Source organism: Paenibacillus radicibacter, from assembly GCF_024721995.1.
Classification (GTDB): domain Bacteria; phylum Bacillota; class Bacilli; order Paenibacillales; family NBRC-103111; genus Paenibacillus_AM; species Paenibacillus_AM radicibacter.
In genome coordinates, this window is record NZ_JANQBC010000004.1 from 85868 (window position 1) to 111575 (window position 25708).

Below are 25708 nucleotides of genomic sequence, written 5' to 3' on the forward strand. Positions count from 1 at the left end.
AGCCATTTATCTTAACTTATCTTGTGCGATAACCTGTAGTTTGTTCGTTCTTGCTGCAGTTCGTTCTTGATTCAAATTCAATTTCGCTTGAATATGTTTCGGAAAGATCAAATTCATATCGTTTGCATACAAATTGCCGTCACGTGGTGAATCATAGTCTCTCACGATTGTCCGACCATTCTCGTTATGGAGTAAAAAAGCGACAGGTAAGCTCACCGCTGTACCATCCATTACCTTCTTACCGTCTTTATCGATCGTGTACTGACTTTTCAATACCCAAGTATAGAGATAGGTCTGTGCACCTCTACGATCAAAACCAACCTCATCATACGCCGCAACGGTCGGCTTCCCACCAAATGTGCTTACATTAAGTTTCTCTTCAATATAAGCATCCAGATCAGCTTGATTCACATAGCTATATGCCGGAGCAGGCTTATAATCAAGCTGAATTAGTAAAAAGAATGCCGCAACAACGATTAGGAACATGCCGATATCAAACAATTTTCTCATTAAGTATCACCTTCCACACAAAAATACCCCTACCTCGCTCGATAGGGATATGACTGAACATGATGTGCAAAGCTTCGGTTAAATTAATAAGTAGCCTTCAAGCTTAAGTAATGATTCTTTAATCGGTAAACCTCCGCCGAACCCGACCATTGCGCCATTCGCACCGATCACACGGTGGCATGGAACAATGAGTGCAACCGGATTATTGTGATTGGCACCACCCACAGCTCGTACTCCTTTTGGTGATCCAACCGCTATGGCAATGTCTTTGTATGATGCTATACACCCATAAGGAATGCCGCGCAGCGCCTGCCATACACGCATCTGAAAATCCGTGCCACGCAAATCCAGTTCAACATTGAATTCGGTCAAATCTCCTGTAAAATAAGCTTCCAGCTGCTCAAACACATGACGTAAACGCTCAGGTGAGTGCTCCCATTCATAATCGCCCACATAACGAGATGCCCAAGCTTTCACCTTAGGTTCCGCATCCGCTTGATTGGAAAATGAGAGCGAACACAGACCCTCATCTGTAGCGGCTAGGGCAAGTGGTCCAATCGGTGTGTCCAACATCTCGTCCCAGTACAATTTAGTAACTTTCGCCCTATCCATCACGATCAATCTCCCTCATCCACTGTAACTGCCTGCATTAACCTCTCATAAGATCGTTCAAGCTCTGTGCGTACGAGGTTTTCTTGTTCGAACTGGATCGCTTTACGAACCACATCAAGTGCTTCTTCACCGCCGATATTGCCAAGTGCCCATGCGGCTGTTGCCCGAATATCGGGTCTTGGATCGTCCTTAAGCAACTTCCCTAAGACGGGAACTGCAGAACGATCCTTGAAATTACCCAGTCCGAGAATGGCATTACGCTGAATCGGCTTCTTGCCCCGCCAAGCAGCGGCACTCATGCCGTATTTCTCTTTAAACTCACGATTACCCATCGTAAGAAGTGGAATCAATAACGGCTTCACAAGCTCAGGATCCGGTTGTAACTCCTCATTCTGCGTCCAGTTCTTTCCTTTATTAAAAGGACATACGATCTGGCACGTATCACATCCGTACAACCGATTGCCAATCTTCTTCTTCAGTTCATCATCTTCAATAACGCCCTTGGTTTGGGTTAGAAAAGAAACGCATCTTGTTGCATTTAGCTGTCCCGGGCCTACCAATGCACCAGTCGGACAAGCATCGATGCATTTGGTACATTCTCCGCACATTTGCGTAATCGGCGTGTCCTCTGGGAATGGAATGTTCGTTATAACTTCCCCCAAATACACCCATGAACCCCATTCTGGGGAAATAATCATGCAGTTCTTACCTATAAAACCTACGCCAGCACGCTCAGATACCGCGCGATCCACAAAAGCACCTGTATCGACCATACTCAATGTGCGAACACCGCTAACACGTTCTTTGAGCCAATTCTCAAGCTTCGCTAGCCTGTCCCGTAATACGTGATGGTAATCGATCCCCCATGCACTTCGCGCTATCATTCCACGATAGGCACCCGTTTCAGATCGCGGAGGATCTTGCATCTTAGACGGATACGCAACTGCGATTGCAAGAATGGACAAAGGACCTTCAAAGTTCAGGTCTGGCCTTACTCTTTTATCCAAATCCGATTCTTCGAATCCCGACTCGAAACCTTTATCCCGATGATTCTGTAAAATCTCCTTTAAGCCTTCGAACGGCTTGCCAGATGTAAAACCAATTGAATCAATGCCTAGATCCACGGCTGCTTCCTTCAATTCTTGCTTTAATTTACTCCAGTCTCTAGGCGTTGCCTCATCTATATCCCATTGCAAGTCTACTCACCTCTGCCGATCAGGCATACTTCCTTTCCATGCATGATAGTAATTCATTATTTGCTCTTCTCCAAAAGGCACAGTATGCAGCTTAATTCGCTCCAATAGGGCATCTAAGCCTTGCTTTACCTTGGTCTCCACTTCAGGAGTGTACTGATACTGCTGCTTGTGAAGATCATACTCATCTTGATCTACCACTTGGACATAGCCGCTAGGTGAAACCGTAACATCTAAATCATAATCAATATAAGTGACCAAATGGTCGTTAATTTCGGGTGGCGAAGCGATGTTACAATAGTAACGAACGCCTTCATCTACGAGCAGTGCAACAATATTAAACCATTCATTCGGTATAAAAAATGTGACACCTGGTATGCGGCTTGTCCACTCTTTGCCGTCTGCTTCGATAATTTTTGTATATTCATTAATGGTGACTGTCATCGATTGTGCAGCATGATCAGCATGCAACAATTCCTTCGGTACCATCCAATTCTGGGCCCACATCCGGTGCAAGTGACCGTCGTGTTTATAACTTTTAATGATACAAGAAGTAAATGCATGCATGATTCCGACAGCCCCTTTCACCTTCATGATTACTACTTTTATTGTTAGAGGTTTTTCTTATAATTGTACCCGATACAAATAAAAAATCATATCTTTTCCCAAGATACACAAGAGAAACGATATGACTATAAAAGTTAAAATAATCGATCGATGATTACATTACATTCTTCACGATACTAAGACGTTCTGGTGATCTTGCAAAATCAGATTCTTGATAACCTGCTGATAAATAAGTCGGAATTGCAATCTCATTATGACGATCAATGCTGATCATAACCTTCTGCACTTGTCTAAGTTCAAAGCGCTGTTTAAGCGCGTTAACCATCGACATTCCGATGCCCTTACCTTGATGTTCTTTGATCACAGCAATTCGGTAAAAGTATCCCTTATTGTTATCAATCGTTCCAATAATCATACCTACAACCTCACCGTTTAATTCTGCTACCAAAATTAATTCGCTATCCCATGATAATTGTCTTCCTAAAGCTTGCATTGTCTCTACAAAACATTCTTCGCTAAGCGTATCTTCTAGTAGTGCAGAAATCAGACCATAATCAGAGAGTTTAAAATCACGAATCAGCATTGTACTCGCTCCCACTTTTTGGTATTTTTCAATCGGCTACCGTCAAAGCAATGGAAGTCGATCAGTACGACAAACAGTACAGTATAAAAGATTAACAATTACGACAAGATTTTACGAAATCCTGCTATTATTTTAAACGAAAACACGATTATCGTCAAAATTCTCCGTTTTTCTCGTGAAAGCGCTTAATATCAAGCGTTTTCATTAAAATATAAGGCTAAAGTACTAGTATTTGTAAATTTTTATTGGATCAAATGACTGAAATATCAGAAGGGAATTCACAAAACTCTGAACCTCTCTTTTTCAATAGATTAAATGCTTATCTACTAAACTATTTAATTCCATAATATCGTTATAGCTAATCTTCTGTATATTTGATATGATCGAAACATAACTGAAACTTAGGGACCGGGCTAACTCCGTGTTTCTAAGTTTTTCATATTTTTGTAAGTCAGACATAGGAGGAAATCGCATGACCAAATGGGACATTTTTATGAAAGCAACCCGCTTTCAAGTTGCGCCTGTGATGGTGCTTCCTGTTGTTATAGGAGCTGTCGGAGCGGTGACTTGGGAACAAACTTTCTCCATCGGTTGGTTCCTGCTCACACTACTTGGTGCGGTAAGTCTCCATCTGTTCTCCAATATGGTCAATGACCTATGGGATTATCGCAGCGGTGCAGATAAAGTACAAGCCGTAACGCAAGACACGCTACGTACCCATTCGGGTCTATTAACAGGAGAGTTGGTCCCGGAGAAACAATTTGCTAGATGGACATGGGGGATGCTGCTCTTAACTGTCGTCTGTGGGGCGTTACTCGCTGTGATGCGTGGGCCGATGGTATGGGTGTATGGGATTCTCGGTGCGCTGATCGCTTATTTCTATGTTGCTCCTCCGCTACGTCTTGCTTATCGCGGCAAAGGATTTAGTGAAGTTTCAATTCTTGTATCTTTTGGAATTCTACCTGTGCTCGGTAGTTACTATGTGCAGACCGGCACTTATGATATGAAGGCATTGCTAGTCTCCCTACCTATTGGATTATTAACGACATTAATATTGTTCAATCATCATTTCTTACACTGGCAAGCGGATGAGGAAGCTGGTAAACGAACATTAGTCGTTGTACTTGGTGAAGAACGTGCTCTTGCATTCTCTCGTTTCATTCTTATTCTAGCGATTCTATCCTTACTAACAGCAGTATGGATGGAAGCATTCCCAATCTATGTGCTGCTAGCTCTTGTGTTCGTGTATCCGATCTGGGCGATCTATCGTAAATTAGGTGCACAGAACCCAGCACATGCATATGGGCCGCTAATGGGTGCATCACTTAAACTAACGCTTCGCAGTGGACTTGTGATGATTGCGGCGTTGTTGATTCAGCGATTCATAGGTTAGCAAAAATTGTTCAGAAAGTCTGCTCACTACGAAAAAAAGAATCACTTCCGGTCGCTGTCTCAATCGTGAAATTTGATTATATTTTATGGTATTTTCACGATTTCAAAGGCGAACGCTACGCTCCTCCAGTTGATTCTTTTTTTCTTCGTTCGACTTTATGAACAATTTTATTCATGACAAATCAACAACTTGAAGGGAGATTATTCATATGGAAAAGCAATTTACAGTTGGTAACTTTGATACGATTCTAAATGAAGGACAAGTATGGCAAATGGGTGGCTTCCCGCTTCCTGATGGTTCGTTCTGGACGTTCCGTGAACCGAATGCGACGGTTATCGTACGCAATGGCATTCTATACGTGCGCGCGCCACTTAGTCGTTCTAATGATAAGATTCAGTTCTTAGATAATGCGAAGCATATGTATTATTCGGTTGAGAACTTCCCTGTTGAAGACGATCAGGAAATTAGCTTTGAACTGCAAATTCGTGCACGCACGCAAGGTACTGCACCGAACGACTTATACGATGGCTTCGTATCCTTGAACTTGATGGACTTCTCTACGGGTGCAGCGCTTGATTTCTTTGTCAGTAATGACACGTACGCAAGTGTGTACGCGATTCTGCCTTTCCCAGGTGTTACCGTTCCAGAGATTGATACGACGCGTCATTTCTGCATTTTTAAAGAAGATACGAACTTCAAACAGCGAGAATTTAATACGTACCGTATTACGTACAACCGCGGTACGGACGAGATTGTATTCTATGTAAATGGTGAAGAAGTTCGCCGTGAGCAGCGTGTACCGATCAAATTCAACGGCTTCAAGATTGCACTTGGTATTATGACAGAAAAAGACATTTCACCTGAGGGCAGCACTTCCCTGCATGGTCAAACAGTCGCAGCAGAATGGACGCCGATTACGGTGACTTATAAGTAATGGGATTAGATTGTGTTCAAAAGCAGGTCACTGCAAGAAATGAGGGTGCTTCCGGTCGCTGTCTCAATCATGAAATTTGAATTTATTTAATGGTATTTTTTATGATTTCAAAGGCGAACGCTGCGCTCCTACAATACACTCATTTCTTTTCGTTCACTTTTTTAACACACTCTATTTTGTAGAAAAAGGGCTAGCCAATGAATGTTGGCTAGCCCTTTTTTATTTCAACATGATTACTACTTACTCACAAACTCTGCCTCACCCGGCACAAGCCGATCCTTACAAATCTGCGCGTACAATCTACCACTTGGACGAATCGTACGCTGTAGCGTTTCGTAATCGACATGAATGAGTCCGAATCTCCTGCTAAGTCCCTCTGCCCACTCGAAGTTATCGATTAGAGACCAATGGTAATACCGCTCGACGGAAATACCTTCTTCCCTGAGTCGAATCACTTGCTTCAGATGATCAATAAGAAATTGAGATCGCTTCTCATCTGTCGCATCACAGATGCCATTCTCCGTAATAAAGATCGGCATCGGATACTTGGCATACAATCTCGCACATACCAGATACAACCCTTCGGGGTAAATCTCCCACCCCATTTCACTCGTAGGCGCACCTTGCTCGACAGTCAACTTGCCGAACGCGTTAGCTGGATTCCATGTGAAAGCAACACGGTCTCTGGAATAATAATTGATACCTAGAAAATCACAGAATGTCCCTTGTCCATAAGGGTAACCTCCAAGTCCTATAGGAAATAAGAAATTTCCTTTTATCATGCCTTCTAGAAAAATACGATGAAATACATGATCCAATATACCGCTTGCCATCCGATCCCTTATGTCTGTACTTATCGGATCAAACACTCTAATATGGTTCGCTACTCCAACACGCGTGTCGGTGTATCCCATTGATTGACGAATTTGGTGAATAGTCTTATACGCCTCTATATGCGCGGCTATCATATTCCTTGCACCTTTCATATAGGACACGATGTTAGACTTCGCAGGAGGCGCATTGACTTCAATATATCCTTCATATAAATAGACGCTAGGCTCATTAATCGTTACCCAATCTGAGACAAGTCCCCCAAACACTTGAATGACTTTGGCTGTATAACGCACAAAGCTAGCCACTACACGCTGATCAATCCAACCACCGGCATTTTCTAACCATAATGGATGGGAAAAATGATGCAGCGTCACGCATGGTCGTATACCTGCTGCAACTAATTTCGATAACTCGTCGTGATAATGTTCCAAAGCTTCTTCGTTAAACACACCCGCTTCTTGCTCAATTCGACTCCATTCCAGGCTCATCCGATACGTATCTTGATGCATCTCTTTCATGAGCGCAATATCTTCCTCAACCCGATTCCAGTGATCCGCTGCAATTATGCAATGTGTACCATCCTTTATTCGACCTTCCTCACAGAACCGATACCAATTGTTGTTCCGATCCCCACCCTCTATCTGAAGCGAAGCTGTCGCCGTTCCAAGTAATAAATCCTGTGGTAACTGCCAGTACTTATTCATGCCTATCCCCCTTTCCTTGTCCACCTGCTGGCAACGCTTGATGAATACGTGTAAATATTGCAGAGGTCATGTCCCACTTCTAAGGGCTTACAAGATGCATATGTTTCGTGCATAATAAAAATCCCGAAAATCAATTACTCGATCTTCGGGATGGATGGTTATGTTATGAATTTATTAGTGCCTTATTCTGATTAAAAAAATTTCGGTAAGTACGCCTTATTCTGCTCTAGCATTTCGTCTAGCATTTTCTCCGCAACATTCACGGAAGGTACAAGTGGATTGCACGCCATCGCTTGCAATGCAATGCCGCGATCACCCGTTACTGCCGCTTCGATCGCTAGGCTTTCATATGTCTTAACAGCTAGAATCAATCCCGGTGCAGCAGGTGGAATGTTCGTTACCGCAATTGGAATTGGACCTTGCTTCGTTACGATACAGTTCACTTCAATGCTTGCATCCTCTGGTAAGAACGGTAAGATGCTACCATTACTAACGTTCAGTGTGTGAATGTCGCGCTTGTCATTATACAAGGAGCACATGAGGTTAACAGCCGCTTCGGAGTAGAACGCTCCGCCACGCTTCTCTAGTTGTGCTGGCTTCACATTAAGATCTGGGTCTTTGTATAGTTCGAACAACTCGTCTTCTACACGCTTCACCACTTCAGCACGAGAGCCTTCTTTTTGCGCGGACTCTTGTAATTCAGCCAGCATCTCTGGTGTGAAATAGAAGTATTTCAAGTAATACGTAGGAATCGCACCTAGCGCTTGAATGAAGTTCGGATTCCAATCCATACCCGGTACGTTCTTAGCCGAATAGCTTTCTCCACCTTGCAGCAATTCCTCAAGCTTCGATTCGCCATTCACATTCACTTGGGTTACCCAGTGCAAATGGTTCAAACCTACGAATTCTGCGTACACTTGCTCCGTCGGTACCTCATACTGCTTCGATACCCACTTGTACACACCAACCGGCGAATTGCATAGACCGATCGACTTGATCTTACTATGTTTGTTAATGGCTTCAGTCACCATACCTGCAGGATTCGTGAAGTTGAGCATCCATGCATCAGGGCACAGCTCTTCCATGTCACGACACACATCAAGCAGCACAGGAATCGTACGAAGAGCTTTCATCATGCCGCCAGGACCTGTTGTTTCTTGTCCGATCACTCCATATTTAAGAGGAATTGCTTCATCCCAAGCACGTGCTTCCAGCAAGCCAACGCGCATTTGAGTCGATACGAAGTCTGCTCCTGGTAGGGCTTTGCGACGATCTAAAGTCAGCTCAACACGAATTGGTAGTCCCGACTTCTCAACCATTCTTTTTGCCAAGTTACCAACAATGTTTAGCTTGTGCTCACCTTGTGGAATATCGACTAGCCATACCTCTCCGATAGGAAGCTGCTCATGATTCTTAATAAGTCCCTCGATTAGTTCCGGTGTGTAAGAAGAACCCCCGCCAATAACGACTAATTTCAAATGTTTACTCATGTTATCCACCATCCTAGTCCATTAGAAATTGAGAAAGCTTGTCGTACGCTTCACTTGATACTTCCGTTCCTGCACGTTCCATTGCCATATAAATCGCCCCAACAAGTGGCTCCACTTGAAGTTTTCTTATACCATGATTCGGTGCGACCTTCCCAACAACCTCTGTAATGCGATTCTCAATCGTTGGATCTTGACCACGTGTCAGCACAGATCCTGCCAGCACAATATCAAATGTATCCTGCTGCATATTCAAACGCTCGATTGTCGCTGCTGCTGCAAGCCCTAATTCTTCTCCCTGCTCTAGAAGAATCTGCTTCGCTACCTCATCCCCTGCTTGTGATGCTGGCATGAGCAGTTTGGCTAATTGAAGCGGAATCGGCAATTCTCGATCCAAGAAGTCGTTGAACATCGCTTGAACAGAGTTATAACCAAGCTCTTGAAGCGTAAGCTCCGTAAGCATTGTTGCTTGACCACGACCTTCCCAATTACGAATAACAGAGCGGAACACTTCTGTTGCAAGTCCGTATCCTCCACCAAAATCTCCGAACGCGTAACCAAATCCACCACATTGGAATACATCACCGCTGCGGTTCATCCCTACACAGTTCAAGCCGCTGCCGCACAGCAGCACAACACCATCTGCCTGAGTCGTACCCGCACGCATCGCGATCATCGCATCACCGCATATGTACGAATTTTTGAATCCTAATGTATCAATAAATGGCGTTAATATATTGTAATCTGCTTCCCGATCCGCACCTGCTAATCCGAAAACAGCATAAGTAATGTCTTCCTTCGTAAGCTTCGCATCTTCTAGTGCAAGACGCACCGATTCGCGCATGCTATGAAAAGCAGGTTCTTTGCCAAGCTGGTGATTGCCACCGCCGCCTCTTCCTTTTCCAACAATCGTTCCTGTCTCATCTGTAATCACAACGAACGTTTTACTTCCACCTGAATCCATTCCTAAGTAATAAGCCAATTGATTCACCTCTTATGGTGTAAATTTGGATGTTGACTCACGAACTACCAATTGCGGTTTTAGCTCGATAAAAGAATCCTTAATCTCTCGTCCATTAATTCGTGCAAGCAGCCTGTTAACCGCTTCACGCCCCATCTGATCAGCGGGCTGCTTGATCGTTGTCAGTGCCGGATAGATTTGCGATGCAAATTCCTGATCGTCATAACCAATGACTGAGATATCTTCCGGAACTCTACGTCCATGCTTCTGCAAAGCTTGAATCGCACTAAGCGCTAGGAAATCGTCTGCTGCCGCCATTGCTGTAATCTCAACACCTTGCGACATCCACTCATTCACAATGTGGAAACCATCACGAATATTAAAATCACCCTGTGTTTCAATAACGGGTTTAAGGTTCGCTTCTTCCATTGCTTTCATAAATCCCCTGCGACGCTCTCTTGCACTAAGGTACATATCCGGTCCATATAGATGTCCGATACGTGAATGACCCAGTTCGATCAAATGCTTCGCAGCCATGTATCCGCCGGTATAGTTGTCAACACGAACCATCGGTGCCTCAATATGAGATAAATCATTATCGACGAGTACATAAGGTATGCCTTTACTGCTTAAAGCCTCTGCATACAGCTCCTCATGTCTTGGTGACAACAGGATGACCCCATCCACACGATCTTCTTGGAACAAGAAGTTAGCCGGATCTTCACTTCCGCTTTCCCTCTGTTTGTTCACATCGTCGATTGATAAGGCTAGAAAATATCCGTGCGCTTCAAGCTGCACATTCGCTTCTTTTACCACTCCATCAAAGATACTGTCCTGCAAAGTCGTAAGTACTAAGCCCACAACACCTGTCTTCCCCCGAGCAAGTGATCTTGCTGCCGAGTTCGGAATATAATTAAGCTCTTTCATCGCCTGCAGTACTTTCTGACGATTGCCTTCTCGAACAGAAGATGCGTTATTGATGACTCGTGAGACGGTGACGACAGACAGTCCGCATTTGCTTGCTACGTCGTAAATGCTTACTTTCATCCTGCTTCTCCTTTAAAATACTATAAAATTAAACCGCTTTAACTTTTGATCTAAAAAAATAGGAACTACACCACTATTGTGCTCGCGAATGCACAAATTGTCAACTATTTTTACAGGAATCGTTCAATTTAGAATGTTTGCTTTACGATGCAAAATAAGCCATAATTTAGAGTATCGTTACCATCACTCTACATACATTCTAGGAGGTTATTCAATTATGGCATACCAATTACCAGCTCTACCTTACGCAAACAATGCACTTGAGCCGCACATCGACGAAACAACAATGATGATCCACCACGATCGTCACCACAACACATACGTTACGAACGTAAATGCAGCACTTGAAGGTCACGACGAGCTTGCAGCGAAATCCGTTGAAGAATTGATCGCTAACCTAGATGCAGTTCCTGAGAACATCCGTACAGCAGTACGTAACAATGGTGGCGGTCACGCGAACCACTCCCTATTCTGGGAAATCATCGGTCCTAACGGCGGCGGCGAGCCAACTGGCGCAATCGCAGCTGCAATCGATAGCGAGCTTGGCGGTTTCGCGAAGTTCAAAGAAGATTTCGCTAAAACAGCTACAACACGCTTCGGTTCCGGTTGGGCATGGTTGAGTGTTAATGCAGAAGGTAAACTTGTTGTTTCCTCCACACCTAACCAAGACTCCCCAATCATGGAAGGTTTGACACCTGTTCTTGGTCTTGACGTATGGGAGCACGCTTACTACCTGAACTACCAAAACAAGCGTCCTGACTACATCGCAGCGTTCTGGAACGTTGTGAACTGGGAAGCAGTTAACGCTCGTTACGCTGCGGCGAAGTAAGATTTTTCTTCGCAAAACAGCTTACAAAAACTTCTCCAACTCATTTGAGTATGGAGAAGTTTTTTCTTTTATCAGGACTTTCAAGTCTATTATCATTTATGGTAATATATAGTTAATAAAGACCAAGTGCGCTAACACTTGGCCTACAATTGGCTTGGATGGTTGTTTCCTTCTAAGTCTTAGAACGCACAAACCCACCTTCTGCTGCTAATCTTCGGGTGGGTTTACTTCTTCTGGTTGCGATTAATGTATGTTAAAAGTGCAAGAATAAACTTTGGAAACCATGCCCACCCAAGATTCAATTGTAGTTATATTTTACCTTTTTAGGGATATACAAACAAGTGTTCTCTATTACTTTTTTGCGTAATTATACTAAAAAAGCACCCAGTCGGGTGCTTTTACTATTTTCTCATAAAACGAATATCCTTACTTCGGCGCAATCGGAATCAATGCTTCAATCACAATAGTCAGTGTCTCCTGACCACTTACATACCACTCTAGCATTGGTTGATCGACAAGCTGAAATGCACTCGTTGGCAACCAATCTTGTAAAATATGCTTGAACGCATGATCCACCTGCTGAACCGCTTGTCCCATTGCACCGGGAAGTGAGCTATCCACTTCCACACGGCATGAAGCATATTGACCTGTTGGAATCTCTTGAATATCAATCCCATCTGTTCCTGTTAGTACCTCACCTGGAACTGTAACAGCTGCATCATAGCGACGATTACTGCTAGATGTGACTAGATTATCGTCAAAGAACATGCCGAGTACCATCGTCTCAGGTGCATATAATTCTCGTGCTCCAACCCATCCACATACTTTATTGAAAGCCGCATCAATACTAGCACTTAATTCACTAGGTTCATAACCTTCATATACACGGACATAAGCTACACGCAGATCAGGCAACTTCTTTACTATAACATTCATGGACTCGAAACCCCTTTGGATTATACTCTCAGCGGCCGCTGCTGTATAAGTATCATAACGCTCTGCTGGGGAAATCGCTTGCCAATCCTTGCTGTCCGTTTTGCAAATCTTGCTATTTGGACTTGCTATATATTGCTCCCGATACTGTGTTGCACTCATGCCGAATCTCTCTTTGAACGCACGGGAAAAAGTCGATACAGACGAAAATCCAGAGTCCAGTGCAATAGAAGTTAGTTCTGTATTCAGATTGTGCACCAACATCTTAGCAGCACGCTCAATCTTCTCACGTCGTACATAAGCATTCACTGGAATTCCAACGACTTGCTTGAAAATCCGGTGAAAATGATACGGGGAAAACGCCGCCTGCTCCGCTAACACCTGCAAAGACAAATCCTGATCCAAGTTATGCTGAATGTAATTAATGACTTTATTCATGCGAACCACATGCTCATCCTTGTGCATTACAGCAACCTCACTAAGCGATATTTTTACTGGTCAAAATAATGGTCTAACACACGAATGAACACGTTCGGAAACGCGTACTTCTCCATCTCCTCTTGCGCCATCCAGCGATAATGGAAAGGCAAGAAACCCTGAACGCCCGCCTTCTCATCTGCGATACGACCGCGATACACACTCATCTGCCACTGAATATGAGAGAAAGTATGCTCCACATCCATCACCCAATCCGATGCTGTAACCGGAATATGTTCCTCTGTCGCCATGTATCCTTGGATTTGTGCGTGGTAAGCTTCATCCTCCTGCTTGTACACAAGCGGATCAGTCCCTTCTTTACGCTTCACCCACTTGCCCGCTTTCGCTTGCCTTTTCTTATCTGACTTCACGTCAGAATTTGCTTCAAGCTCCATATGCGGCAATTCCCACATACGTGCAAGAAGTCCTTCTTGTGGACGTTGACGAATGAGAACTTTCCCTGCGTGCTCACCGGTTCCTTCGATCAACAGCATCAGTCTGCGCTCAGGGCGCGGCGGCTTCGCCTTCGTCTTGACAGGCAGCTGATCTTCTTTACCCGCAATTCGACCTGCACAATGCTCCATTACTGGACACGTTAAGCAGCTCGGCGACTTCGGTGTACATACCGTTGCCCCGAGTTCCATTAAGCCTTGATTAAAGTCCCCAGCTGCTCCTTCAGGGATTAACTCTTGTGCTAACTTCTCCATCATTACACGCGTGCGCGGTTTAGCAATATCATCATCCAGGTTAAAATATCTCGACAGCACCCGCATCACATTCCCATCAACTGCAGGTTCTGGTTTATTGTAAGCAATACTAAGAACAGCACCTGACGTGTAAGGTCCAACCCCTTTTAACGAGGAAATGGCTTCTTTCTCATCAGGGACAATTCCACCATAGCGCTCATGTACCTCACGAACCGCTAATTGCAAGTTACGTGCACGAGAGTAGTAACCTAGCCCTTCCCAAGCCTTCAGTACTTCCTCTTCCGGTGCATCTGCCAAAGCTTGTACCGTTGGGAACTTGTCTAGAAACCTATGCCAATACGGAATAACCGTGTCCACCCTTGTCTGCTGCAACATCACTTCAGATACCCAGATATAATATGGATCACGACTTCGGCGCCAAGGCAAGTCCCGCTTATGCTCGCGATACCAGTCTAATAAATGCTTTGAAAAATAGTTTTTTTGTAAGTTTTGATTCATCTCAGTCATCGTTTCTTTCTTCTCCATCCGTTAAGCGTTATAATAATTATACTTGAAACCCGTTTAGGAGGCTTGTTATTTTGTACAACCAAAGAAAAAATACAGTTAGCAGCCTATCCGTCCTCATCCCACTTTTCTTCATTTGGGGCTTGGAGTGGATTGTTAGAGCTGGTCTTTTGCTTGCCGAAAAAAAATATAATGTCGAAGGATGGAGTACATACGCGTTCTATGGCGCTGTCGGTTTAAGCGTAATTGCGATCATCGTGAGTCTAATGCGACCAAGTTGGAGTGCGAGCTCACATATTACAGGATTGTTCCTAATCCCCATGCTCTTATTCGTCCTAGCTTGCTGGATCTTGCAATATATCGGTGCAGTTAACCTGTTCTTTATCCCTATCTTCCAATCATTCTTACTCGCAACAGGCCTTGTTGCACTTGGGATTATGTTGGGTCGGACATTAACGTTTATCGGATTGTGGCTATTCGCTATGGCAGCAACACTCAGCATTCTGTACCTTGGCTACTCCCCGCTTATTTTATACGCAAGTGGCGGAATTGCAATGTTCGTAGCTGCTATTCAGCTTAGAATGTGGAATCGATTTTAAAAGCTTAACATCGTGCTCGGCCATAGACCGTGTCCATCCTGTCCCTTTATTCATATGCTAAATGAGTTAGGGAAGGAGTGGGAACCATGCCAAGTAACAGCTCACTCTGTGAGCAATTCTCAAGAATCATCGGAGGGCAAGCCGGCTTCGCTGGTGGTAAGTGCGTCTCAACGATTAATCGCAACGAGATTAAAGCTACGATTCTAGGAAAAAGATTTCAAGTCACGTCTTCCTTTTCCTTTGAATCCCTCGATACACGTACGGGTAGAGCACTTTGCCTAGGACGAGCTGCCTTCTTGGAACAAGAAGTGAATCCGTTTATTACGGCTATACGAAGTCAAGGCATCATCGTCTCGTCCATTCGCTCGGAATGGCTGTTTGATCGCCCCCAACTCATCTATGTGAACATTGAAGCTGTGGCTAAGCCGCTTGTGTTTGCTAGAAAAGTGAGACGGGCATTAGATGCCATTCATGGTAATGGTAAAATAGCTAAATAGCAAAAAAGTCACCTCGTAAAGGTGACTTTTATTTATTATGCCAACTTATTACTAACTACACCGTGAACCGGTACCCCGCTCCCCACACCGTCTCAATATATTGTGGATTCGAAGGATCAGCTTCCATCTTCTCGCGTATGCGACGGATATGGACGGTTACAGTCGCAATGTCGCCTGCGGATTCGAGCCCCCATATTTTCTCAAACAAATGCTCTTTATTAAAAACATGGTTCGGGTTCTGTGCCAAGAATGCGAGCAAATCGAATTCCTTCGTCGTGAAGACGACTTCCTTCTCGTTCACGTACACCCTTCTCGAACTTTTGTCGATCGACAATCCACGAATCCGAACCTCATCCAGCACAGGCTCTTTTTTCCCGATTAACCGTTCATAACGAGCAAGATGCGCCTTCACTCTGGCTACTAACTCACTTGGGCTAAATGGCTTGGTCATGTAGTCATCCGCACCTAAGCCAAGACCTCTAATCTTGTCGATCTCTTCTTTCTTAGCTGAGACAATGAGAATCGGAACATCCTTCACCGCACGAATTTGCTTACAGATGTCAAAGCCATTCACCTTAGGCAGCATTAGATCGAGAATGAACAAGTCATAATCCTCTTCTAATGCACGGCGCAGCCCCTCATCTCCAGAGAAGCACATCTCCACAGCGTAGCCGTTAATTTCTAAGTAATCGCGTTCTAGCTCGGCAATACTGGATTCATCTTCAATGATTAGAATGCGTGTCATCTTGCCTCACCTGCCTTTACTAGCTGCTTTTTTAATGTGAAAATAATCCGTGTGCCTGCATGTAGCTGGCTTGTCACTCGTATATCCCCGCCATGTTCTCGAATGATTTGCTTCGCAATCGCAAGACCAAGACCACTGCCCCTTTTATCCATGTTCCGAGAAGGGTCTGCTCGATAGAATCGGTCAAAGATGTACGGTAAATCCGCTTCCTCAATGCCCGCTCCATTATCTTCGATTACAATTGTCACCTGCTCCAGTTCCTCTGTTACGTCCATCTTGATGCTTTTGTCCAATTTATCCATGTACTTTACACTGTTGTCGACAATGTTCATGATTGTACGCTTGAGTTGTTCCCGATCTGCTGTAACGAAAGTTGGCTTTGCCAAATGAACGTTTAGTTCCATCTGAATGCCTTTCTGATCAAGATCAAATCGGATCTCATCCATGCAGTCTGTCAGGTATTCGCTGATCTCTACCTGTTCAAAAGTAAATGGGAGTCGCTTTAAGTCCAGCTTCGAGAATAAGAACAATTCATCAATTAATCGATCCATGTCGCTTGCCTTGTAATAAATCGTCTTTACGTACTTGTCCATTTTCTCAGGTGTATCCGCAATGCCATCTCGAATGCCCTCCACATAACCTAAGATCGTCGTGATCGGTGTCTTCAGATCATGGGAAATATTCGAGATCAACTCCTTGCGATTCTCCTCATATTGCAGCTGCATATCGACCGAACTCTTGAGTCTTTGGCGCATTTCCTCGAAGGAGAGGAACAGCTCACCGATCTCGTCCTTTTTTGTAGAAGTCATCTTGAAATCGAGTGTACCTTCCGTAATCTGTTCGGCACCTTTCCTCAAAGCATGAAGCGGTTTAATAATACTCTTCGTCACAAAATAATAGAGTACAAGATAAATCCCAACTAATAGGACAAACAAGCCCACGAGCCATAGAGGGAATAAGCTTCTAGACAACTGCGCGAACGGACTGACTTCTTTCATGGTGAAAATCGTTCCGCTCGTCTGATCTTTGAAGAAGAAATCAAATTTGACGTATGTGAAATAGCGATCCCCTGCTCGTACAGTGTCTCGCACATTAATATTCGCTGGTTCATGGGCAGGCAAACTTGCTTCTAAGCCTGCATTCTTCAAGGATTCCGACATGTACACAATATCCGAACCTTTGCGTACAAGCATGCCAGAGTGAATAAGTGCCATTTCGCGATCGGCTTGCTGCTGGACTTGCGGTTCAAGAAGCTGTTCAGGAGTACCTTTCGCGATCAGCTTCACATCGATAAAAGCATTCTCTTCCTGTGGTGTTAGTGGTTTTAATGCGTATTGGTTCGTATAAATGTTCGTGATTGCTTTGAAATCTCCCGTAATGGCAGAGGAGATGAGTAGTCCCGCTGCCACGAACAAGGAGATCGTGAGGATCAGCATGACCGTATACGATAATAGTAATTTATTGCGAATCGACATGCTTAGCCTCCCTAGATTAAAAGTTAGGTCGTTCCAGATAAAAGCAGCACTTCCGGTCGCTGTCTCAATCGTGAATTTTGAATTTATGTATTGGTAGTTTCACGATTTCAAAGGCGAACGCTACGCTCCTCCAGTTGCTCCTTTTACCTTACTCTTAACTTTTAATTATCTTTTTTAAAACTAAAAAAATTCAATAAACTCCAGTCGGTTGCCGAACGGGTCTTCCGTATGGAAACGCAGTCTGCCTTCGATCTGTTCGTCTTCGACGATAGATCGTCCTGCTTCAATAAACTTCGCACGTAATGCTGGTAAGTCATTCACTTCAAATCCTGGATGCGCTTTGCGTGCTGGCTTAAAGTCAGCTTCTACACCAATGTGAATTTCGTGCTTTCCACACTGGAACCATACACCACCACGCTTTTGCAAATTAAGAGGTTTAGGCAGTTCAGGTAATCCAATTAGTTCACCATAAAAAGCTCTTGCCTCTTCTTCACACCCTGCTGGTGCTGCTAGCTGCACATGATCAAGCCCTACAAATGTATAACTCATTTAAACCAACCTCCTCTGATTTAAGTTTCATCAAACGAAACTAAGTTTCATTTATCTGAATATTATAATATTATCGGAGTTTGGAGCCGATGTAAATATATTAGAATCTTGAATCCCTACCTAATTCTCCACTACAGCAAATGCTGCCGCAAGCCCCTCACTATGGGAAATGCTCACATGTACGCGGAAGCCTTCAGTCAGTCCTAAACGTGCTACACAAGCATCAGATAGCATGCAATGTGGTTTTCCTAGCTCGTCTGGTGTAATCTCCATATCTTGAAAACCGACAATTGCACCGATCCCGCAGCCGAGCGCCTTAACGACCGCTTCCTTCACGGCGAACCGACCTGCAACGAATTCGGCTAATCTGGCTTTACGCTCCTCTGCCAGCTTGCGTTCAGCTGGTGTCAGCACACGCTCTATAAATCGCTTTGCACTTGCTGATTCTAGCATGCGGCCAATGCGCTCGATCTGAATAATATCGTTACCAATGCCTTTAATCATGAACGTCTGTTCCCTTCACTTGCATAATTAATCCTTGCATTCATCATTACGTAACGCACATAAAAGGTCAAGCGATGAGCAAAGATAACGGATAGCTATAAGCCAAACTTTTGACAATAATGGTATTTATTATCTGTCTCTGGTACAATGAAAATCATAACGGATTATGCTGGAAAGAGAAAAACAGGGGGCTGAAAAATCCATGGAACTCATCATCCTTACAGGTTCATCGCGTGGGCTTGGCGAAGCCTTTGCCCAGCAATTACTCGCACCAAACCGCCATATTATCTGTATCTCACGTCATAAGAATATGAAGCTCATTGCCCTCGCCTCAGAAGCTGGCATTAAGCTGGACAACCTCGAATTTGATCTTACTGCAACCGAACATATCGATGCGCTGACAGCTCGAATTTTTGCCAAAGTAAAGTTATCAGAACTTACAGCTGCCTATCTGATTAACAATGCAGGCACTTTGCATCCAATGGCACCACTTAGCAAATGCGACTGTGAAGCAATCGACCAGAACATCAAGATCAACCTCACAGCGCCAATGCTGCTTACCACTAATTTCATGAAATGGGCAGCAAAAGCAGCAATCGATAAGCGTGTACTCAACATCTCCTCGGGCGCAGGCAAGAAACCGTATCACGGATGGAGTGCCTATTGCACGGCTAAAGCCGGCCTCGACCATTTCACTAGATGCGTAGCTCTCGAGCAGGTTGATGCTGAATTCCCCGTTAAGATCGCTTCGGTCTCCCCTGGGGTTATTGATACAGACATGCAAGAGCAGATTCGCAAGACAAGTGCAGAGGATTTCAAGCAAGTTGGGCGCTTCATTGATCTGAAACAATCTGGCGATCTCCTAACTGCTGAAGCTGCTGCTACACGTTTAATTGAGCTATTAATGTCGGATGAATTCGGACAAGAACCGGTTATTGTATAGGTTTGTTAAATGAATATAACGCTCGTGGACATCAGTCTACGAGCGTTTTTTGCGTGATCAGAAGCAGGTTCATATCTGGATTACAATCTAATCTTGCACAAAACCTTCGCTTGTTATATATTATATATAACAGATATTTAACTTATTGCAGGAGGTGTACCCATGATCATTCAACTAGACTTACAATCCGAAACACCCATCTACGCACAGCTATGCAATCAAATTATGGAAGGTATCGCGAGTGGACAATTAAAGCCTGGCGACCCTCTTCCATCCGTTAGAAGCTTGGCAGCAGATATTGGTATTAACCTGCACACAGTGAATAAATCCTACACACTGCTTAAAGCAGATGGATTTATTCAGATTCATCGGCAGAAAGGGGTCGTCATTCAGCCCGATTCCATGCCAACGGTGACCAAAGAATACGAAGCCAAGCTAAGTCAGGAGCTAAGGCCGATTATCGCTGAAGCCATCGTAAGAAACATGTCCGCCGAACAGCTTAAGCAGATTGTAAGTGAGTTGTATCAGCACATTAAAAATCCCGACTAAAGGAGAAATGCTCCATGAATACTTGGATCTGGCTTTATATGATTACGATGTTCATTCCGATTGGAATTTTGCTCATTTTTGGACCTTATTTTACAAGAAAAACCGTCAGCTTTGGGGTGTCGATCTCGGAAGAGATTTATTACTCCCCCATTGTGCGTGGCTTGCGTAAGCAATATGCGATCCTTACAGCAGTCATCCTCGCGGTTTTATTAGCAGGAAGTATCACGCTCTTAGTGGGTAATCGTGACGCGATTGAGATGGTGTTCCCCATTAGCATCATTGCGATGATCGTCCTCTCTATCTTGCAGTATCTCTATTTCCATAATCGGATGAAAAAGCTGAAAGCTGCCCATAACTGGAACGCTCAGCAATTAAGTCGGGTCGCTATCGATCTTACTACTCGCAAGAAATCTGTGATCTCAAACTGGTGGTATCTCCTCTATGTAGCGATTATCGCGGGATGTTTCTTCTTCACATTATCAAACTATGACATCATTCCGAATCAGATTGCCATGAAATTTGACTTCAATGGGAATGTAACAAAAATGTCCGATAAGTCCTATGGTGTCGTGTTTATGCCGCAAATCATTCAATTGTTCATGCTGGCATTATTTATCATCATTAATTACACCATTCGTGCAAGTAAACAAATCATCGATGTATCCAAACCCGAAGTATCGAAAAAGCAAAATCTTGCCTTCCGTCGTCGCAGCTCAGTGTTGATGTTCATCTCAGGTTTAAGTATGACGCTGCTCTTCGGACCCATTCAATGGAATTTCGTCTATCCAATGGATGTTCAGATGATGAATTATATCATTCACTTCTTCGTGATGATCACGATATTCGGTTGCCTGTGGCTTGCGATTTCAACAGGACAAGGCGGCAGCCGTATTGCTGCTCTTGACGATCAAACGGGATCTGGCCAATATTTTAAAAATGATGATGCGTATTGGAAGCTTGGTGTTGTGTATATCAACTCGAACGATCCTGCAATTATTGTTGAGAAAAGAGTCGGCATCGGCTGGACGCTGAACATGGGCAATCCAATTAGTTGGATTTCGCTATTGGGACTGCTTGCCCTTATAGCAGGCGTTGCAATCTATGCTGCAGTTGTAGGTGCTTAAGATTTTTGCACATGAAAAAAACGAGCCTTAGGATCTTATAAAAGTTCCTAATGGCTCGTTTGTTTGTTTATAGGATTAAATACCTGGAATTGCTGAGCGCTTATGCTCGGTCTTCATGTACTGACGCTCTAGCTTCTCTTGAATCTCAGGTGCAATTTGCTTGCCCTCTAGATAGTTGCTGTTATCCTCGTACGTGATACCTAGCTCACCTTCATCCGTTTGTCCATCCCATAGACCAGCCGTTGGCGCTTTGTCCAGAATACTTTGTGGAACCCCAATCTTGGCAGCAACCATACGTACTTGACGCTTATTCAGTGTGCTAAGTGGTGTAATATCGACCGCGCCGTCGCCCCATTTTGTATAGAAGCCAGTGATTGCCTCAGACGCATGATCGGTACCGACTACTAGCAAGTTCAAGTCGAATGCCAGTGCATATTGCACGACCATCCTCGTTCTCGCCTTAACGTTTCCTTTGCCAGCGCGGCTAATGTGCTGATGCACACCAATCTGCTTCATACCGTACTCTGTTAGAATACCGATCTCATCGACCGCATCCTCAATGTTCGTCTCCACTTGGTGCTTCATATTGAACGCACGCGCGGTTGCGTAGCTATCCTCAATGTCTTCTTGTGTACTATAAGGTTGGAATACGCCCACTGTCTTGTATTCTTTACCTTGCTCCGCCGTCAACTCATCTGTCGCTTGCTGGCACAGCCCCGCTGCAACCGCGGAATCAATCCCACCGGAAATCGCAATTAGAAGTCCACTAACATCTGTCTTTAATACATAATCCTTCAAAAAGTCGACCCGCTTGCGAATCTCCTGATCCACATCAATCTCAGGCTGGACGCCAAGTCTGGCAATGATCTCTTGTTGTAAGCTCATATACGTTTACCCCCTTCAATATGTACGGCAATAGCTTCTATCCCTTAGTATAATCCGAACTCGTAAGATTACAAAATGCATGTAAACTCTTTTTAAAAAGTCCAATGATCGACAATGCTTACATACTTGTGCTAGCATCAAGTTAATTGTTATTTCAGCTTATTTTATCGAAAAAAGGAGCGTTTATTCGAATGTCTACTAAGCCAACAGTCATTGTCTATACCAAGCTCGAACCTTTCCTTATGGATGAAATTCGTGATAACTGCGAAGTGATTGAATTAAACTCCAAAGCGCCTGATTTTCGTGATCAAATGAATGAAGCTTTAGCGCATGCGGATGGCATTATTGGTGCTGGATTGAAAGTAAGTCATGATCGACTTGAACTTGCGCCTAAACTGCGTGTTATCAGCAACATCACCGTAGGTTACGATAACCTTGATATACCTGCGATTACGCAGCGTGGAATTATGGCAACGAATACGCCTGATGTGCTTACAGAGACGACTGCTGATCTGATGTTCGGACTCCTGATGGCAACAGCTAGACGCCTTCCAGAGCTTGATCGTTATGTAAAAGAAGGTAAATGGACAAGTTCAATTGCAACCGATCTGTATGGACTTGATGTCTATGGCAAAACGATCGGTATCATCGGTATGGGTCGCATCGGACAAGCCATCGCAAGACGTGGTAAGTTTGGCTTCAACATGCCCATTGTGTACCACAACCGCTCGCACTCAGTGGATGCAGAACAAGAACTTGATGCTTGTTACTGCTCACTAGATGAGCTATTGTCTCGCTCCGACTTCGTTATGCTCATGACCCCACTAACGCCTGAGACGGCAAACTTAATGGGTGACCGCGAATTTGCTCTTATGAAGAAGTCCGCTATCTTCATTAATGGATCACGCGGTAAAACTGTCGATGAAGATGCACTTGTCCGTGCGCTTGAAGAAGGCGTAATCGCATCAGCGGGACTCGATGTGTATGTCAAAGAACCACTTCCACAGGATCATCCGCTGCTTCAAATGAATAAAGTTGTAACCCTGCCGCATATTGGTTCGGCTACGATTGCTACTCGTACTGAGATGCAAAGACTTGCTGTTCGCAATCTATTATGTGCAGTTCAAGGCGTACGTCCGCCGTCATTAATCAACCCGGAGGTCTTGGTAGACAAGGCTTAACAAGCGTTGTCACTAAGTTGTCATTTGTTTTGCTTTTTCTTGTTGTACAATGTGGATACGCCAGAGGATATATGAAACACTTTCCTGTTTTTCCAAATATTTATGGCCAATCCACTACCAAGAGGTGTACATCATGAAAAAACTTGTTATGGTTACAACATCAGTTGTACTAGCATTATCCACTCTATCTTCCGCTGCTTTTGCAGAGCAGGCAACGTCGCTCGTAAATGGGAAACCTTTTGCAATGAAAGGGATCGAAACAAAGCCAAATACATATGTTATTCAGCAAAAATGGGCTGACCTCAACCATGACGGTGAGCAAGAACATATCATTCTAATTGGTACGAAAGAAGATCCAGGCGATTCTTACGTTGAGAATTTGAACCTCGTCGTGCAAGATGGTAAAACGAGTAAAATCAAACAAACTAAAATGACCGAGTATTCAGGTTATGCTCCATATATTTCGTTCGTTGGCGATTTTAACGGCGACCATAAAGAGGATGTCATGTTAACCATCGACCCAGGCGACGATAGCATAAAAATTATGAATCGCATCTTCTCATTTGCTGGAGACGAACCAAAAGTTATTTTTGAAGATGCAACGAAAGATCGTAACTACTATCTACTTGATCCTGTTGATCAGAACTCGGATGGCATCTATGAGTTAGTCGGTACAACTAGAGTGCATGGTGAAGATAAGACCCAAACGCTGGGCTTTGAGCAGTCTACGCTTGCCTACGACAAATCCAAAGGTACTTTCGTTGTAAAAGATAAGACAAAGAAAGCTACTATGAAGGATGCAATCAACCAATATCACAGTAAAATTGGTGGATACACGTTCATCATTCCACGCGGCATGAGCAAGCAGGTAAAAGTGTATGAAGCCGATGCAGCGAAGCTAAAAGAACTAGGTGAAGATGCTCAATCTGCGACGTATATTGAGTACACGCCGAAGCATAAAGATGCTGATGGTAAACAGTACCCTGAATTCCTTGCGAGCTTCAAAATATATGACAAGGCTTACTACCAGCAGCATCAGGATGGACCAGGTATGGGTGAAGTCGTAGCCGATGAGGATGGTAAAGTGGTTACATGGAACACGCCGCAATCCAATCCATTTGAACCGGGCGGCGAAGATTATGCCAATTTCGATGAGCAATTGAAATACTTCTCTAGCTTAACGATGAGCTTCTATATGAATGGAGTAACGAATGATTATCACAGCGAAGTTGGTGGATATTCGTTCGTCCTTCCAACTGGCTTAAGCAAGCAAGTTAAAGTAAGTGAAGTAACTGCAGCAAAGTTGAAAGAAGATGGTGATGCGGCTGTTTCCGCAACACGTATTGACTATACGCCTGTACACAAAGATGCTGAAGGCAAACAGTCCCCTGCGTTTCTTGCTAGCTTGAAGGTGTATGACAAAGCTTACTACGAGCAGCATAAAAACGAGCCCGACATGGGTACGGTCGTATTGACAAATGGCGCTAAAGTGATCGTACTAAATGCAGCTCAATCCAATCCATTTGAGCCAGATAGCGAAGATTATAAACTTTTCGAATCGCAAGTGGAACTACTATCTAACTTAAAGGAAAGCTTGACTATTACACCAGTCGATTCCAAAGACGGTGAAGCTGCTAAACAAAAGCTAAAGCTTACTCAGCAAACATCCGTATTCGATGCTATCAATGGTAAAATTTTATTCTCAGCTTCTCCTCAAGAAGTGACAGTTGTAAGTAAGAAAAAAGATCCTAAAGGCAATGAGTGGATCGAGATCGTTACTTGGTTAGGCAACTCTTGGATCAAAGCACCTCAAGCAAGTAAATAATATAAATAACGGCAGTCAGGATGTCTTTCAACATCTTGAGCTGCCGTTTTATTTTTTTAAAAAGCAAACAAAAAACCAGCCCTCACAGGCTGGTCTCACGCTTATTACTCTCGTTTTACTTGCAGAACTCGTTGTATGCACCAACTAAAGAGTCAGCGATCATCTCAGCTGAGCGGTCTTCGATTTGGTGACGTTGGATGAAGTGAACAAGCTCGCCATCCTTGAACAACGCGATTGAAGGTGAAGACGGAGGATAGTTCGTGATGTACTCACGCACTTTCGCTGTCGCTTCTTTCTCTTGACCTGCAAATACCGTGTAAAGGTGCTCAGGCTTGAGCTCGTTCTCAAGGGAACGAACTGTACCTGGGCGGCACAATCCCGCTGCACAGCCGCATACGGAGTTGATCACAACAAGCATTGTTCCTTTGGTATTATCCATTACTTCTGTTACTTGCTCAGGTGTAAGCAATTCTGTAAATCCGTTGCGCGTTAAATCCTCACGCATCGGACGAATCATATCTTTCATGTATGCATCAAATGACATCGACACGGGTACA

General features: G+C 44.0%; 27 protein-coding genes. 10 read left to right on the forward strand and 17 right to left on the reverse strand.

Features of this window, described 5'->3' with window-relative positions:
* Positions 1-6: 6 nt before the first annotated feature.
* The 5 genes from NV379_RS10485 to NV379_RS10505 form a co-directional block, all read right to left on the reverse strand.
* On the reverse strand, positions 7-510 hold the full coding sequence (locus NV379_RS10485) for a hypothetical protein (protein WP_258207263.1): 504 nt from the start codon (positions 508-510) through the stop codon (positions 7-9).
* Between the two features lie 78 nt (positions 511-588).
* The gene (locus NV379_RS10490; protein ID WP_258207264.1) at positions 589-1122 is read right to left on the reverse strand and encodes a methylated-DNA--[protein]-cysteine S-methyltransferase; all 534 of its coding nucleotides are present in this window, start codon (positions 1120-1122) and stop codon (positions 589-591) included.
* A 5-nt stretch (positions 1123-1127) separates the two neighbouring features.
* Entirely contained in the window at positions 1128-2318 is a 1191-nt protein-coding gene (queG, locus tag NV379_RS10495) for a tRNA epoxyqueuosine(34) reductase QueG (protein ID WP_258207265.1), read from the reverse strand.
* 6 nt (positions 2319-2324) lie between these two features.
* A complete protein-coding gene (locus NV379_RS10500) occupies positions 2325-2909 on the reverse strand; it encodes a DUF402 domain-containing protein (RefSeq protein ID WP_258207266.1) in 585 nt (194 codons plus the stop codon).
* Positions 2910-3036: 127 nt separating this feature from the next.
* Entirely contained in the window at positions 3037-3465 is a 429-nt protein-coding gene (locus tag NV379_RS10505) for a GNAT family N-acetyltransferase (RefSeq protein WP_258207267.1), read from the reverse strand.
* Positions 3466-3937: 472 nt separating this feature from the next.
* Here NV379_RS10505 and NV379_RS10510 point away from each other — a divergent pair, with 472 nt between their 5' ends.
* Together NV379_RS10510 and NV379_RS10515 are read left to right on the forward strand one after the other, a co-directional pair.
* The gene (locus NV379_RS10510; RefSeq protein ID WP_258207268.1) at positions 3938-4858 is read left to right on the forward strand and encodes a prenyltransferase; all 921 of its coding nucleotides are present in this window, start codon (positions 3938-3940) and stop codon (positions 4856-4858) included.
* A gap of 208 nt (positions 4859-5066) precedes the next feature.
* On the forward strand, positions 5067-5792 hold the full coding sequence (locus tag NV379_RS10515) for a DUF6081 family protein (RefSeq protein WP_258207269.1): 726 nt from the start codon (positions 5067-5069) through the stop codon (positions 5790-5792).
* A 236-nt stretch (positions 5793-6028) separates the two neighbouring features.
* Here NV379_RS10515 and NV379_RS10520 read toward each other — a convergent pair whose 3' ends face one another.
* The 4 genes from NV379_RS10520 to NV379_RS10535 form a co-directional block, all read right to left on the reverse strand.
* A complete protein-coding gene (locus tag NV379_RS10520; protein ID WP_258207270.1) occupies positions 6029-7330 on the reverse strand; it encodes a glycoside hydrolase family 1 protein in 1302 nt (433 codons plus the stop codon).
* Positions 7331-7521: 191 nt separating this feature from the next.
* A complete protein-coding gene (locus NV379_RS10525) occupies positions 7522-8820 on the reverse strand; it encodes a 6-phospho-beta-glucosidase (protein ID WP_258207271.1) in 1299 nt (432 codons plus the stop codon).
* A gap of 13 nt (positions 8821-8833) precedes the next feature.
* Positions 8834-9799 (reverse strand): N-acetylglucosamine kinase, encoded by a 966-nt coding sequence (locus NV379_RS10530; RefSeq protein ID WP_258207272.1) that lies wholly within the window; start codon positions 9797-9799, stop codon positions 8834-8836.
* A 12-nt stretch (positions 9800-9811) separates the two neighbouring features.
* The gene (locus NV379_RS10535; protein WP_258207273.1) at positions 9812-10825 is read right to left on the reverse strand and encodes a LacI family DNA-binding transcriptional regulator; all 1014 of its coding nucleotides are present in this window, start codon (positions 10823-10825) and stop codon (positions 9812-9814) included.
* A 217-nt stretch (positions 10826-11042) separates the two neighbouring features.
* On the opposite strand from NV379_RS10535, the gene NV379_RS10540 reads away from it, so the two are divergent.
* The gene (locus tag NV379_RS10540) at positions 11043-11654 is read left to right on the forward strand and encodes a superoxide dismutase (RefSeq protein WP_258207274.1); all 612 of its coding nucleotides are present in this window, start codon (positions 11043-11045) and stop codon (positions 11652-11654) included.
* Positions 11655-12080: 426 nt separating this feature from the next.
* Here the strand turns inward: NV379_RS10540 and NV379_RS10545 are convergent, their stop codons facing one another.
* Both NV379_RS10545 and mutY read right to left on the reverse strand, forming a co-directional pair.
* Entirely contained in the window at positions 12081-13052 is a 972-nt protein-coding gene (locus NV379_RS10545) for an AraC family transcriptional regulator (RefSeq protein ID WP_258207275.1), read from the reverse strand.
* A 26-nt stretch (positions 13053-13078) separates the two neighbouring features.
* A complete protein-coding gene (gene mutY, locus NV379_RS10550) occupies positions 13079-14296 on the reverse strand; it encodes an A/G-specific adenine glycosylase (RefSeq protein ID WP_258207276.1) in 1218 nt (405 codons plus the stop codon).
* A gap of 53 nt (positions 14297-14349) precedes the next feature.
* Between mutY and NV379_RS10555 the strand changes: the two genes are divergently transcribed.
* A complete protein-coding gene (locus NV379_RS10555; RefSeq protein WP_258207277.1) occupies positions 14350-14874 on the forward strand; it encodes a hypothetical protein in 525 nt (174 codons plus the stop codon).
* Positions 14875-14960: 86 nt separating this feature from the next.
* Positions 14961-15371 carry a DUF1259 domain-containing protein gene (locus NV379_RS10560; RefSeq protein WP_258207278.1) on the forward strand — a complete coding sequence of 137 codons (411 nt, stop codon included), beginning with the start codon at positions 14961-14963 and terminating at the stop codon, positions 15369-15371.
* A gap of 55 nt (positions 15372-15426) precedes the next feature.
* On the opposite strand, the gene NV379_RS10565 is transcribed toward NV379_RS10560, so the two are convergent.
* From NV379_RS10565 to acpS, 4 genes are all read right to left on the reverse strand, one after another.
* The gene (locus NV379_RS10565; protein WP_258207279.1) at positions 15427-16116 is read right to left on the reverse strand and encodes a response regulator transcription factor; all 690 of its coding nucleotides are present in this window, start codon (positions 16114-16116) and stop codon (positions 15427-15429) included.
* Complete coding sequence (locus NV379_RS10570; RefSeq protein WP_258207280.1) at positions 16113-17591, reverse strand: sensor histidine kinase; 1479 nt, start codon at positions 17589-17591, stop codon at positions 16113-16115. The genes NV379_RS10565 and NV379_RS10570 overlap by 4 nt, the downstream gene beginning before the upstream one ends.
* 180 nt (positions 17592-17771) lie before the next feature.
* On the reverse strand, positions 17772-18140 hold the full coding sequence (locus tag NV379_RS10575) for a VOC family protein (RefSeq protein ID WP_258207281.1): 369 nt from the start codon (positions 18138-18140) through the stop codon (positions 17772-17774).
* Between the two features lie 120 nt (positions 18141-18260).
* Entirely contained in the window at positions 18261-18644 is a 384-nt protein-coding gene (acpS, locus tag NV379_RS10580) for a holo-ACP synthase (RefSeq protein WP_258207282.1), read from the reverse strand.
* A 202-nt stretch (positions 18645-18846) separates the two neighbouring features.
* On the opposite strand from acpS, the gene NV379_RS10585 reads away from it, so the two are divergent.
* From NV379_RS10585 to NV379_RS10595, 3 genes are all read left to right on the forward strand, one after another.
* On the forward strand, positions 18847-19587 hold the full coding sequence (locus NV379_RS10585) for a (S)-benzoin forming benzil reductase (RefSeq protein ID WP_258207283.1): 741 nt from the start codon (positions 18847-18849) through the stop codon (positions 19585-19587).
* Between the two features lie 162 nt (positions 19588-19749).
* Positions 19750-20136: a GntR family transcriptional regulator gene (locus tag NV379_RS10590; RefSeq protein WP_258207284.1), complete on the forward strand. Its 387-nt coding sequence runs from the start codon at positions 19750-19752 to the stop codon at positions 20134-20136.
* A gap of 14 nt (positions 20137-20150) precedes the next feature.
* The gene (locus NV379_RS10595; RefSeq protein WP_258207285.1) at positions 20151-21260 is read left to right on the forward strand and encodes a DUF1648 domain-containing protein; all 1110 of its coding nucleotides are present in this window, start codon (positions 20151-20153) and stop codon (positions 21258-21260) included.
* Between the two features lie 75 nt (positions 21261-21335).
* Here NV379_RS10595 and nadE read toward each other — a convergent pair whose 3' ends face one another.
* A complete protein-coding gene (nadE, locus tag NV379_RS10600; protein WP_258207286.1) occupies positions 21336-22145 on the reverse strand; it encodes an NAD(+) synthase in 810 nt (269 codons plus the stop codon).
* 191 nt (positions 22146-22336) lie between these two features.
* Between nadE and NV379_RS10605 the strand changes: the two genes are divergently transcribed.
* Together NV379_RS10605 and NV379_RS10610 are read left to right on the forward strand one after the other, a co-directional pair.
* Positions 22337-23326, forward strand: coding sequence for a 2-hydroxyacid dehydrogenase (locus NV379_RS10605; protein ID WP_258207287.1), 990 nt, complete (start codon positions 22337-22339; stop codon positions 23324-23326).
* 133 nt (positions 23327-23459) lie between these two features.
* Entirely contained in the window at positions 23460-25151 is a 1692-nt protein-coding gene (locus NV379_RS10610) for a hypothetical protein (RefSeq protein ID WP_258207288.1), read from the forward strand.
* Positions 25152-25266: 115 nt separating this feature from the next.
* On the opposite strand, the gene NV379_RS10615 is transcribed toward NV379_RS10610, so the two are convergent.
* Positions 25267-25701, reverse strand: a complete 435-nt coding sequence (locus tag NV379_RS10615; RefSeq protein ID WP_258207289.1) for a BrxA/BrxB family bacilliredoxin — start codon at positions 25699-25701, stop codon at positions 25267-25269.
* Positions 25702-25708 lie beyond the last annotated feature (7 nt).